At 45.0% G+C, this 13,170-nt stretch carries 11 protein-coding genes; 9 read left to right on the forward strand and 2 right to left on the reverse strand.

The window, feature by feature from the left end:
- Nucleotides 1-47 precede the first annotated feature (47 nt).
- Nucleotides 48-980 (forward strand): 50S ribosomal protein L3 N(5)-glutamine methyltransferase, encoded by a 933-nt coding sequence (prmB, locus tag ACQEXU_RS16955; protein WP_367986930.1) that lies wholly within the window; start codon nt 48-50, stop codon nt 978-980.
- A gap of 192 nt (nt 981-1,172) precedes the next feature.
- Nucleotides 1,173-2,258 carry a chorismate synthase gene (aroC, locus tag ACQEXU_RS16960; RefSeq protein WP_427011695.1) on the forward strand — a complete coding sequence of 362 codons (1,086 nt, stop codon included), beginning with the start codon at nt 1,173-1,175 and terminating at the stop codon, nt 2,256-2,258.
- A gap of 85 nt (nt 2,259-2,343) precedes the next feature.
- Here aroC and ACQEXU_RS16965 read toward each other — a convergent pair whose 3' ends face one another.
- Nucleotides 2,344-2,967 (reverse strand): trimeric intracellular cation channel family protein, encoded by a 624-nt coding sequence (locus ACQEXU_RS16965; RefSeq protein ID WP_427011696.1) that lies wholly within the window; start codon nt 2,965-2,967, stop codon nt 2,344-2,346.
- A 201-nt stretch (nt 2,968-3,168) separates the two neighbouring features.
- Between ACQEXU_RS16965 and ACQEXU_RS16970 the strand changes: the two genes are divergently transcribed.
- The 3 genes from ACQEXU_RS16970 to ACQEXU_RS16980 all read left to right on the forward strand — a co-directional run bounded on the left by ACQEXU_RS16970 (nt 3,169) and on the right by ACQEXU_RS16980 (nt 4,614).
- Nucleotides 3,169-3,699, forward strand: a complete 531-nt coding sequence (locus ACQEXU_RS16970) for an elongation factor P hydroxylase (protein ID WP_427011697.1) — start codon at nt 3,169-3,171, stop codon at nt 3,697-3,699.
- An 11-nt stretch (nt 3,700-3,710) separates the two neighbouring features.
- Entirely contained in the window at nt 3,711-3,974 is a 264-nt protein-coding gene (locus tag ACQEXU_RS16975; RefSeq protein ID WP_367986926.1) for a YfcL family protein, read from the forward strand.
- Nucleotides 3,975-4,089: 115 nt separating this feature from the next.
- Nucleotides 4,090-4,614 (forward strand): NADPH-dependent FMN reductase, encoded by a 525-nt coding sequence (locus ACQEXU_RS16980; RefSeq protein WP_367986925.1) that lies wholly within the window; start codon nt 4,090-4,092, stop codon nt 4,612-4,614.
- A 45-nt stretch (nt 4,615-4,659) separates the two neighbouring features.
- Here the strand turns inward: ACQEXU_RS16980 and mnmC are convergent, their stop codons facing one another.
- Entirely contained in the window at nt 4,660-6,681 is a 2,022-nt protein-coding gene (gene mnmC / locus ACQEXU_RS16985) for a bifunctional tRNA (5-methylaminomethyl-2-thiouridine)(34)-methyltransferase MnmD/FAD-dependent 5-carboxymethylaminomethyl-2-thiouridine(34) oxidoreductase MnmC (protein WP_427011698.1), read from the reverse strand.
- 221 nt (nt 6,682-6,902) lie between these two features.
- Between mnmC and fabB the strand changes: the two genes are divergently transcribed.
- The 4 genes from fabB to ACQEXU_RS17005 all read left to right on the forward strand — a co-directional run.
- Nucleotides 6,903-8,114, forward strand: a complete 1,212-nt coding sequence (fabB, locus tag ACQEXU_RS16990; protein ID WP_427011699.1) for a beta-ketoacyl-ACP synthase I — start codon at nt 6,903-6,905, stop codon at nt 8,112-8,114.
- Nucleotides 8,115-8,361: 247 nt separating this feature from the next.
- Nucleotides 8,362-9,492, forward strand: a complete 1,131-nt coding sequence (locus tag ACQEXU_RS16995) for a 4-phosphoerythronate dehydrogenase (RefSeq protein ID WP_427011700.1) — start codon at nt 8,362-8,364, stop codon at nt 9,490-9,492.
- Nucleotides 9,492-10,505, forward strand: a complete 1,014-nt coding sequence (locus tag ACQEXU_RS17000) for an aspartate-semialdehyde dehydrogenase (protein ID WP_427011701.1) — start codon at nt 9,492-9,494, stop codon at nt 10,503-10,505. The genes ACQEXU_RS16995 and ACQEXU_RS17000 overlap by 1 nt, the downstream gene beginning before the upstream one ends.
- A gap of 208 nt (nt 10,506-10,713) precedes the next feature.
- On the forward strand, nt 10,714-13,170 hold a 2,457-nt coding region (locus ACQEXU_RS17005; RefSeq protein WP_427011702.1), incomplete at its 3' end, for a FimV/HubP family polar landmark protein.

Here is a 13,170-nt window from a genome sequence, read left to right on the forward strand (position 1 = left end):
GTATTTCGATACAACTAGCAGTATTGTAGCGCTTTTCGGAGGCAATTTTGGATAAGATTTTTGTAGAAGAAGCAGTTTCAGAGCTTCATACGCTTCAAGACATGATTCGTTGGACGGTTAGCCGCTTTAATGCCGCTAATCTGTTTTATGGTCATGGCACTGATAATGCGTGGGATGAAGCGGTACAACTCATTTTGCCAACCCTTTATTTACCGATTGATGTGCCTCCGCATGTACTCAATTCTCGTTTAACGACAAGCGAACGCCTTCGCATTGTTGAGCGTGTCGTGAAACGCATCAACGATCGTACGCCAACTTCATACTTAACCAACAAAGCCTGGTTCTGTGGCCTTGAGTTCTTTGTGGATGAGCGCGTATTGGTGCCTCGTTCACCAATTGGTGAGCTGATCCAGAATGAATTTCAACCTTGGTTGGTAGAAGAACCTGTTCGTATTATGGATCTTTGTACGGGTAGCGGTTGTATTGCGATTGCTTGTGCACATGCTTTCCCAGAAGCGGAAGTCGACGCTATTGATATTTCGGCCGATGCCTTAACAGTTGCTGAGCAGAACATTCAAGATCACGGTATGGAACAGCAAGTCTTTCCTATCCGTTCAGACCTGTTCCGTGATTTGCCAAAAGAGAAATACAACCTGATCGTATCTAATCCCCCTTACGTGGATGAAGAAGACATGAACAGCCTGCCTGATGAGTTCACTCATGAGCCTGAGCTTGGCCTTGCTGCTGGTACGGATGGATTGAAGCTGGTTCGTCGTATCCTAGCGAATGCACCGGACTACCTAACTGAACACGGTATTCTAGTTTGTGAAGTGGGTAACTCAATGGTTCATATGATGGAGCAGTATCCACAAATTCCATTTACTTGGATCGAATTTGAGAACGGCGGTCATGGTGTCTTTATGCTGACTCGCGAGCAATTAGTTGAATGTGAAGCGGAATTTTCTCTTTACAAAGACTAATGCACTAATAGTTAAACCTATGAGTTTAAAAAACGCCGGCGATATTGTCCGGCGTTTTTTTATGCGAAAAGAAATACAGAATTGATGGTAAATAGGGGTTTACATCAATTCGTAATAAAGCGACTATGAATTTACGAAGAATAGGAGTGAAAGCTGTTGCGAGTCAGCAGTGGCTACAAATTTGAGGAAGTAATGGCAGGAAACAGTATCGGACAACATTTCCGAGTGACAACATTCGGAGAAAGTCACGGTATCGCACTAGGATGTATCGTCGATGGATGTCCTCCGGGGCTTGAAATTACAGAGGCAGATCTACAAACGGATCTTGACCGCCGCCGTCCTGGCACATCACGTTACACCACACAACGTCGTGAACCGGACGAAGTCAAAATTCTATCTGGCGTATTTGAAGGTAAAACAACGGGGACCTCAATTGGTCTTCTAATCGAAAATACCGACCAGCGCTCAAAAGATTATTCAGAGATCAAAGACAAATTCCGTCCTGGACACGCTGATTATACCTACCACCAAAAATACGGTATCCGTGATTATCGCGGTGGCGGTCGTTCGTCTGCTCGTGAAACGGCAATGCGTGTGGCTGCGGGTGCAATTGCTAAGAAATACCTAAAAGACGAGTTCGGTGTTGAAATACGTGCTTACTTGTCACAAATGGGTGATGTTTCAATCGATAAAGTGGATTGGAATGAAATCGAAAACAACGCGTTCTTCTGCCCAGATGCGGACAAAGTGGACGCGTTTGACCAACTCATCCGTGATCTGAAAAAACAAGGCGACTCAATTGGCGCTAAAATTCAGGTTGTGGCAACCAACGTACCTGTTGGCCTTGGTGAGCCAGTCTTTGACCGTTTGGATGCAGATATCGCGCATGCATTAATGAGCATCAACGCGGTGAAAGGTGTGGAAATCGGTGACGGTTTTGATGTCGTGAACCAAAAAGGCAGCGAGCACCGTGACCCGCTTTCTCCAGAAGGCTTTGGTAGTAATCATGCTGGCGGTATTCTGGGTGGTATTTCAACGGGTCAAGACATCGTTGCAAACATCGCACTGAAGCCAACATCAAGCATTACGGTTCCGGGTGAGACTATCACTAAAGACGGTGAGCCAACTCAGTTGATCACTAAAGGTCGCCACGACCCATGTGTGGGTATTCGCGCAGTGCCTATCGCAGAAGCGATGCTGGCAATTGTGGTGATGGACCACTTGTTGCGTCATCGTGGTCAAAACCATGGCGTAACCACAGAAACACCAAAGATTTAAGCTTGAATCTTTGCTTGATAAGAATACAAAAGGCTGCTCTATGAACAGCCTTTTTCATGTATTTCTAGTTACGCTTTGACTCTAACTAGTGAATCGAACTTTCTGTTTCCAAGTGGAATGAAGGCAAACGCCATTTAAAGCGCACTGCTGCCATGCGTAGTGCATAACCAGTTACTAGGGTAATGATAGTTGCCGTTACGTCTGGTACGTTGAATTCAAGCAGGGTGAGGTATAAGCCGGAGGCGATAAGCGCGACAGAAGCATAAAGCTCTTCATGCAAAACAAGTGGTGTTTGACGGCAAATCAAATCACGTAATAGACCACCAAATACACCAGTCACCAATGCAGATACCATACAGATACCCGGGTGCAAGCCCATGCCTATTGCCACTTTGGTCCCGATGATACTAAATACAATAAGGCCAAGTGCATCTAAGCGAATGAACAAGCCTTTAAACTTGATCACCCACTTGGCGAGTCCTGTTGTAAGTACCCCAGCCAAGCAAGTAATGGCGAGAAATTCGGGGTTTTTTACCCAACCTAGTGGGTAATGCCCAAGTAAAATATCACGTACGGTACCACCACCAATAGCAGTGGCACTCGCGACCAACATTACACCAAACCAATCCATTTTTCTTCGGCCAGCGCTTAATGCGCCAGTCATAGCTTCCGCTGTAATTCCAATAATATAGAGAACACTCAACAACATAGCGAAACCCGTACTAATCTGGAGGACGATAAAATAAGGCGTGAGTGTAGTAGGAAAACCCACAGCTGACGAATGAGATTTTGTATTTACGAAAACGTTTTTCACATAATTAAATCTAATAGCAGCACATGATTTGTAGGTTTACCTCAAAGTTAAAAAAAGCGAAAATGCGAGCGCACGTAAAAACTCTACAAGAAATATATGACGCACCAATACCAAGATCTGATCTCGATTTTTAATAAGACTTTTTTTGATGAATTTAATACTCGCCTCGAGTTGGGCGGTGATGAACCGATCTACCTGCCAGCAGATGAGAAAGTACCCTATCATCGTATTATTTTTGCCAGAGGCTTTTATGCGTCGGCATTACATGAGATTGCTCACTGGTGTGTAGCAGGTCCAAAGCGTCGGTTGCTAGAAGATTTTGGGTATTGGTATGAGCCGGATGGACGCACAGCGGCGGTTCAGGCTGAGTTTGAGAAAGTTGAGATTCGTCCTCAAGCCTACGAGTGGATCTTGGCAACAAGTGCTGGGTTTCCTTTTACTGTCAGTTGTGACAATCTACACGGCGATTTTGAGCCCGATCGTTTGGCTTTTATGGCAAAAGTTCATCAAGAAGTGATGGATATATTACAAAAAGGCATCCCACCAAGAGTGAAAATGCTTGCTGACGCTTTAGCGCAGTTTTACACCACTAAGGCTTTAGAGCCGAGCGACTTTATCGTTAAGTAAAAGAGATCAGAATGATTATCGAATTTGAAGAAAAACTATTAGAGCTAATTGATGCACGTATTGAGACAGCTTCAGACGACGAACTGTTTGCTGGAGGCTATTTACGTGGTCATATTTCTCTGTCAGCCGCCGCTTGTGAGGAAGAAGGGGTAAATGATATTGGTGAACTCACCAATCGAATAGAACAAAGCTTAGAAGGCGCTCGCTCTGAGTTAACACCTGCAGATCGTACTATTGTGAATGACCTCTGGAAAACACTACTTAGTCAGGCGTAATGAGCCATTGAAAGATATTCGAAAAATTTGAATGACTCTGTATCCGTTTTGTAATTGTTGCGCTTTAACCTGTGGGATATTCTTATCTCAACTAAGAAGAACAGAGGGTTAAAACATGAAAATCGTCGCTTTTGGAGCATCAACCAGCTCAACATCGATCAATAAGGCATTGGCAACTTACAGCGCAGGGTTGGTCGAAAATGCTGAAGTAACAGTACTGGATATCAATAATTACAACGTACCTATGTTCAGCGAAGACACTGAAAAAGAGATTGGTCAGGCTGAAGGCGCACAGGCATTTTTACGTGATTTATCTGAAGCAGATGCATTTGTCATCTCATTTGCAGAGCACAACGGTCACTTCCCAGCAGCATATAAAAACCTATTTGATTGGGCGAGTCGTATTGAGCGTGCTGTATTTCAGGATAAACCAGCTGTTTACTTAGCGACATCTCCCGGTCCTGGTGGCGCTCAAACGGTATTAGCTGCCGCTACTAATTCTGCGCCTTATTTTGGTGGCAATGTTAAAGCGTCAGTTTCTGTACCAAGTTTCTACGATAACTTCGACTTTGAGACTGGTGAAATCACAAATGCTGGTATTGTGAATGAAATCAAGGCAGCGGTTGCACAGCTAGTCTAATTGATTACTCAAAAAAGCGCCTCGTAACTACGAGGCGTTTTTTTATTAAAGCTCAGTGATGGCTTTTCCTTTCCTCAATTTCCTTACCCACATTCGGCTCGGATGCAGCTCTTCCAAAACATCAACAGGCAACGGTAATGGATCTCCACAAATTTGTGATGCGAGTACTTCGGCTAAAAGGGGAGCAGAGCTTAAACCTCGAGAACCAAGCCCTAACATACAGAATAGATTTGGATAAACTGGTGCTTTGGCAGCATTCTCTTCTGTTTGTGTTGGCAAGTCTTGATAGGCATGCTTAGTGGCTTCGAAGTTGCCTACATGGCCAATAAAGGGTAAATGGTCTCGGCTGACACAACGAACGCCTTGTCTTGCATGATTTTCACTGGTGTCTACTTCATTAGGCCAATCTTGATCAGATATGCATTTACTCAGTTTTAAACCATTTTCTTTCTGAGCAGCAGGGTCAAATTTGGTATCGATATTTTCTCGATCGTAGCTTGCTCCAATGCAATGGTGGCCATTGTTTGGATTCACCGGGGTCATATAACCGTCGTAACAAAGGACCGTTTTCAGTTTTTGCAAAGAATCGGTGGTTGGAATATGACTAACTTGGCCTTTTACTTGCCCCAGAGGAATGGCTTGAGTTTGTGTTAATTTAGCGAATTCGTGGCCATTGGCAACAATAACAATCGAGTGCTGAAAAGTGCCCTGTTCCGTATGAACGGCCCATTTGCTTTCATTTTCATGCCAAGTAAGTTTATTGACCTGATGGTTGAACTTCGCGCTAAAAGAATCGCTTTGCTCAAGACTATTCAATATACCTTGGGTTAACTGAGCCGGACATAACCAACCGCCAAGTGGATAATGAACGCTTGATGTGCTGATAGGTAAACCAATCTTTTCACTGGTTTGCTGCGCGTTCAGTTTATGGATCAGTGCTTCAGAAAAGCCGCTTTCAAGCATGCGGTTAAGCTTGGTTTCCGCTTTTTCATCCCACATTAATTGGGTAACGCCACACCAGCTGTGATCAAATGAAATAGATTGAGCTGCCATCTGTTCAACAAATTGACGCGCATATAGGAATGCAGGGGCAAAGACACGTGACACACCAGTGTGGGAGCCATTGAGCAATGGATAAACGGCGCCTTGACGATTACCTGAAGCCCCTTGAGCTGCTTCTGAATCTTTACAATACAGGGTTACCTTTTGACCACGACGAATAAGGGCTTTCGCGAGCGTTGCACTAGCAATACCGCCGCCGATAATGGCGATGTCATCAGAAGCAGTGGCCGATTCTCGTGCAAACCAAGGCTTATGATTGGTGAAACCTTTTAGATTTGAAAGGGTTCCTGCTATCATTTCGCGCTTGGTGCCAAAGCCTTTTACTTTCTTCATGTCAAAGCCGGCTTCTATTAAGCCTCGGCGAACAAAACCAGCGGCAGTAAAGGTGGCACAATGACAGTTCTGTTTCGCTAGCATTGCCATGCCATCAAACAGATTTTGATTCCACATTTCAGGGTTTTTACTTGGTGCAAAGCCGTCAAGGAACCAAGTATCGATAATCCCACTCTCAGTGGTAGGGACTTTTGGCATACAATCTTTGATGTCACCAAACCAAAGGTCGAGCGTTACTGCGCCATCGGCTAACACAATACGGTGACATTCTGGCACCGCAATCGGGTAATGCTTTTGCAACTGCTCAGCATATGTCTTCAGTTCTGGCCATGCTTGATGAGCTTTTATTAAGTCATCTTTACTTAAGGGGTACTTCTCAAAGCTAATAAAATGGAGCTCTTTTAATGGCGCATCTGGGTTTTGCTGTCTAAAGTCATCAAACCACTGCCATACGGCAAGAAAATTGAGTCCTGTACCAAAACCGGTTTCACCGATTGTAAAGCGACGTTGATCAAAATCATTCCATCGATGGGGCAGTTGGTTTTGATGCAGGAAAACATAGCGGGTCTCTTCGAGCCCATTCACGTTAGAGAAATAGACGTCATCAAACTGGTCTGAAACAGGGGTACCTGCTTCATTCCAGTCGAGCTGAGCGTTAGTGATTGAAGTCATAATGTCAGAAATGTGCGATATAAGGCGGTAAACTAATAGGGATTGTACGGATTTCTGGGAAAGCTGACCACTTTTGATGGTCAACTTCGTTATTATTCAGAGCGTGTTAATGCTGCCAGATAGTATATGCTGCATAATTGAGCGCTCTGAAACTGACAACCGCTCAAACCATGTCATCATCATGGTAGCGATACAATTTTTTGATTTATAGGAATTGCATAATGAAACGAGTCGTCATCACCGGTATGGGTATCGTATCGAGTATCGGTAACAACGTCGAAGAAGTACTAGCGTCTCTTAAAGCAGGTAAATCTGGTATTACTGCATCTGAGCAGTTTAAAGAGCAAGGTCTACGTTCTCAGGTGTGGGGCGATCTAAAAATCAACCCAGCTGAACACATCGATCGTAAGCAAATGCGCTTTATGGGTGATGCAGCGGCGTACGCATTCCTGTCAATGCAGCAAGCAATTGAAGATGCTGGTCTAACTGAGGACCAAGTTTCAAATGAGCGCACAGGTATTGTTGCTGGCTCTGGTGGTGCATCGGCACTAAACCAAACTATCGCAACAGATACAATGCGTGCAAAAGGTGTAAAACGTGTAGGTCCATACATGGTACCTCGTACTATGTCTTCAACGGTTTCTGCTTGTTTGGCTACGCCATTCAAAATCCGTGGCGTGAACTACTCAATGAGTTCTGCTTGTGCAACGTCAGCACACTGTATTGGCCATGCGATGGAGCTTATCCAACTTGGTAAACAAGACGTTGTCTTTGCTGGTGGTGGTGAAGAGCTAGATTGGTCTCAAACTATGATGTTTGATGCGATGGGCGCACTATCAACGAAATACAATGAGACGCCAGAAAAAGCTTCTCGTACTTACGATGCAGACCGTGACGGTTTTGTTATCTCTGGCGGCGGCGGTATGCTAGTTATCGAAGAGCTTGAGCACGCTCTAGCTCGTGGCGCAAAAATCTATGGTGAGATCGTAGGTTACGGTGCGACGTCTGATGGCTACGATATGGTAGCGCCATCTGGTGAAGGTGCTGTACGTTGTATGAAGATGGCAATGCAAGACGTTGACGGTGTGGATTACGTGAACACTCATGGAACATCAACACCAGTTGGTGACGTTAAAGAGCTAGGCGCGATCCAAGAAGTATTTGGTGGTAACAGCCCAGCAATTTCTGCAACGAAAGCAATGACTGGCCATGCACTAGGTGCGGCTGGTGTACATGAAGCGATTTACTCAACGCTTATGTTGCACCACAGCTTTATTGCACCAAGCATCAACGTAGCAAACTTGGATGAAGCGGCTCAAGGTCTAGACATCGTGACAGAAACTCGCGAAGCAGAATTGAACACCGTTATGTCAAACAGCTTTGGTTTTGGTGGTACTAACGCAACACTCGTTATTAAGAAGTACCAAGGCTAATAACTGTATTTGCCTACTGGCAAAACCAGTTTCCAGAGCTTGACCGACTTAATCGGTCGAACAGACGCAGACTCTGTCCCATGGAGAGCGGGACAGGATCCTTTTGTTCTGGAACGTTGCCCGGCTATATGCCGGGCATTTTTCTTTCTGCGAAAAGGAATGAGAGGAAAACTTATCTTTCCCTCGACAGGTCACGGCCTTTTCTGCACAATCTCACTCTATTTAGTCATACGCTGAACCTACCGATATGAAAATCCTTATTGATGAAAACATGCCATATGCAGAATCTCTATTCAGCCAATTAGGCGAAGTGATTCTAAAGCCGGGTCGAACGTTGACGGCTGATGATTTAATTGATGTTGATGCGCTAATGATTCGCTCCGTCACGAAAGTGAATGCAGACCTTATTGCAAAGGCTAACAAGCTTAAGTTTGTCGGTACGGCTACTGCAGGAATGGATCACGTCGATCAAGCCTTACTGAGTGAAAAAGGCATTTTCTTCACAGCGGCACCAGGCTGTAACAAAGTGGGTGTTGCAGAGTATGTATTCAGTGTCATGATGGTTCTGGCGCAGCAACATGGCTTCTCTGTGTTCGATAAGACGGTGGGAATTATTGGCGCAGGTCAAGTCGGCAGTTATTTAGAGCAATGCTTGAAAGGCATTGGTATCAATGTATTGATTAATGATCCTCCTAAAGAGGCACAAGGGGATAGCCGCTCATTTACGCCACTCACTGAGCTACTTGAGCGTTCAGATATTGTTACCTTGCATACGCCAATCACACGCGATGGCGATCATCCGACTCATCATCTTATTGATGAGCAAGTATTGAATGGGTTTCGTGAGGATCAAATTCTCATTAATGCTGCCCGTGGTCCTGTGGTTGATAACGATGCGCTAAAACAACGTTTGTTGAAGCAAGATGGTTTTATTGCTGCACTTGATGTCTTCGAGTTTGAACCAGAAGTTGATATGGAGCTTCTGCCTCTGTTAGCATTCGCCACCCCTCATGTCGCGGGCTACGGCCTTGAGGGCAAAGCGCGTGGCACGACCATGATCTTTAATAGCTACTGCGAATTTTTAGGTAAACCGCTCGCTGCCATGGCGAGCGAGTTATTACCCGTGGCTCCAGTCCCAGAGCTAACGCTGAATAGAGCGTGGGATGAAGCGACTTTGCATAACTTGACGCAAATCATCTACGATGTGCGTAAGGATGATGCGTTGTTCCGTCGTGAAATCCATAACTCTGGCGCGTTTGACGTGATGCGTAAACAATATTGGGACAGACGAGAGTACAGTGCTGTGAGACTATATGGCGATCAACACTGTAATCTTGAACCGTTGGAAAAATTAGGTTTTCAAATTGAGGTAAGTTAATGAGCCAACAATTTAATGTTGCTGTATTGGGCGCGACCGGTGCTGTCGGTGAAACCATCATCGAAGTTCTTCAAGAGCGTAAGTTTCCAGTCGGCGAAATTTATCTGCTAGCCAGTGAACGCAGTGAAGGAAAGACTTACCGTTTCAATGGTAAAACAATACAAGTACAAAATGTCGAAGACTTTGATTGGTCACAAGCGCACATTGGTTTGTTTTCTGCTGGTGGTGCACTCTCTGAGAAGTGGGCCCCGATTGCAGCTGATGCAGGTGTGGTTGTGATCGACAATACGTCCCATTACCGTTACGAGTATGATGTTCCTTTGGTTGTTCCTGAAGTAAACCCAGAAGCCATTGCTGAGTTTCGTAACCGCAATATTATTGCGAATCCAAACTGTTCAACTATTCAAATGCTTGTTGCACTTAAACCGATCCATGATGCAGTGGGCATTGACCGCATTAACGTATCGACCTATCAATCTGTTGCAGGTGCGGGTAAAGCGGGGATTGATGAATTAGCAGGGCAAACTGCAAAATTACTGAACGGCATTCCTGCTGAGCCAGAACAGTTTGCACAACAGATTGCGTTCAACTGTATCCCGCAGATCGATCAGTTTATGGACAATGGCTACACCAAAGAAGAAATGAAAATGGTGTGGGAAACTCAAAAAATCTTTAATGATCCTTCGATTACCGTTAACCCAACTTGCGTCCGTGTTCCTGTTTTCTATGGTCATGCAGAAGCGGTACATATTGAAACGCGAGCACCAATTGACGCTCAGGAAGTGATTCAATTGTTAGAGCAGACTGATGGGGTTGAAGTGTTCCACGGACAAGACTTCCCAACTCAAGTTCGTGATGCGGGTGGTAAAGATCACGTGATGGTTGGTCGTATCCGTAATGACATCAGCCACCATAGCGGTATTAACCTATGGGTTGTGGCAGATAACGTGCGCAAAGGTGCAGCTACAAACGCGGTTCAAATTGCAGAAGTTTTGATCCGAGATTACTACTAAAGTCCAATTTATAAGCAGTGAAAGCCCCAGCATGCTGGGGCTTTTTTATTCGCACGCACATTCACATTGCCATTTTTGTGTGAGATTACTGCGATTATTGTGTTTGACACACATTTTTTGTCTCGGCTTCTATAGTTTTGAGCGATTTATCCGATATATTTAACAGATCAACACATTTTAATTTTTTGAGCACATAGCTGAGCCTTATATGCGTCGACTTTTAAAGCGTCTCCTTTTGCCTGTAGCAATGGTAGCCGTGACTCAAACTTCAATCGTTAGTGCAGAAAGCATTCGCCTAAAAGGACCAAATGGTGAGATCCAGTCCTCGCCACAGTATTCCGAATCGTTTTCCAGAAATTCTGCATCGCAAAGTGAACCCTCCCGTTTTTACGGTCCAACTACCGGGCGTGAAACGTTGTGGAGTATTGCTTCTCGTTTGCGCCCGTCAAACAATGTCACGGTTCAGCAAACGCTATTAGCTATCTTTCAGCTCAACCCGCAAGCTTTTGACCAGCAAAATATTCATGAATTGATTCCAGGAAGTACACTACGCGTGCCTTCCTTGGCTCAGGTGCGCAGCGTATCAACGGAAGAAGCTGTCCGTGTTATGACAGTGCACCAAGCACGCTTGGATGGAGCAAGCCGCCCAAGCGCGCGTCCACAGCCAAAAGTAAATACACAACAAGCAAGTAAACCTACTTCTCCTGCGGTAAAACCTGCTGAGACCCCAAAAGTCACAGTGACGACTTCTTCGAAACAGGATGATATGAAAGATATCGCTAAATCGGAGAACAAAACACAAGTTAAGGTGTTAGAAAAGCAGCTAGAAAACTCGGAAACGGAATTGTCCGCTCTGGAAGAGAAGAATCATCGTTTGCGCTTAATGCTGGCGCAGGTGCAGTCCGAAGTGGACGTACTGAAAGATGAGTTGGGTGATGAATCTCGTATTCGCACTGAAGTTGAAAAACTCTTGGATGCTGAAAGACAGCGTCTTGCGGAAGAACAAAAAATGGCACCGACAGCCATGGATCAGCTGCTTGGTAATACATGGCTTGTGGCTGCTTTGGCGATAATTCCAGGCTTATTGATTGGCCTTATTATTGTCATGTTGTTAGGTCGTCGTTCTACTAAACCTGAAGATGTACAGCCAGAGGTTCAGCCGCAGCCTGAAGTCGCTCCAATCATCCCACCCGAAGCGATGAACAATGAAGAAGTCGAAGATGATTTATTATTAGACGATGATTTGTTCGGCGATTCCGAAGAGTCTGAGCCAGAGTTATTTGGCGATGAGACTGAACTGGAAGGTGAAGATTGTGAGCCAGACGTGTTTGCTGATTTGGATGATAGCGACCTCGACTTCAATCTGGAAGGTGAGGATGGTGAAGATCCATTCGCAGGCATTGGCGAAGATGGTGATTTAGATGCTGAGCTAGCGGATCTGGACGGTAGCAACAGTGGTATTAGCGTTAATAGCGAAGACAAAGCGCTTGGCCTCGAAGAAATGGAGCGCGCGCTGGATGAAGTCGTTATTGAAGATGACGCTGAGCTTGAAGGGTTCGACTTATCGGATGAAAGCTCTCTTTCCCAAGATGATTTTGATTCATTATTGGAAGGTGATGAAGAGACAGAAGAATTAGGTAGTGATGGGTTGGACCAATCACTTCTCGATGATCTTCTTAACGACATTGATGAGGGCCCCGAAGAGCAGGGTAGCCAAGACTTCGAGACGGTACTTGATGAAAGCGAGGATGATTTTGACTTAAGTACTGAAGAGCCAGCAGCGTTGAGTGAAGATAATCTGGCTTCTGATGAAGAGTTGGACGATCTATTTGCACAAGTTGAAGCCCAAGCTGACCTAGAAAAACTTGAAGCTGAATCCATCGATGAGACAGCGCTTCTTGATGAGCTTCTAGATGAGGAAAGCGTCGAATTAAGCTCTGATAGCTCAGATTTATTGGATGAACTTATCGATGAAAATAGCATCGATGATAGTGACCATCATGTTGAGCTCAATGAAGACAGTATTGACTTGCTGGATGAGCTTCTTGAAGAAGCTTCTGAAAGCGAATCCGAAGAGTTGAATCAAGATTCAACTGAGATGCTGGATGAATTGTTAGAAAGCGGCCAGACAGAACAAGATAAAGTTTCTGTTGATGACGATAGCACTGAGCTATTGGATGAGCTACTTGGTGAGCCAGAAGCTGAAGCGACTGAGTCAAATGACACTCAAGAAGACTATGGTGATGAAGGTACCGATCTGTTTGAAGAACTATTAGAGATCGAAAAACAAGCACAATCTGAAGAACCAGAACCAGAACCAGAACCAGAACCAGAACCAGAACTCGACTTCGATGCTCTGATGGATGAGCAAGCTGAAGAAGAAAACGATGAACACGATGATGAGCTCTTAGCTGAAAGTGAAGCATCTCAGGATGAGTCTGAGAAAGAGTTTTCAAGTAATGATTTCATTGATGACATGCTTAATGTGGCACCGGAAGCGGATCCATTGCTTGATGAGCTGAATTTTGATGATCTCAAAGAATCAGACGAAGCACTTGCATCAGAGCAAGGTACGGATAGTGTTCTTGCAGAGCCAGAGCCAGAGCCAGAGCCAGAGCCAGAGCCAGAGCCAGAGCCAGAGCCAGAGCCAGAGCCAGAGCCAGAG

Source organism: Vibrio sp. TRT 21S02 (assembly GCF_050113675.1).
Lineage (GTDB): Bacteria > Pseudomonadota > Gammaproteobacteria > Enterobacterales > Vibrionaceae > Vibrio.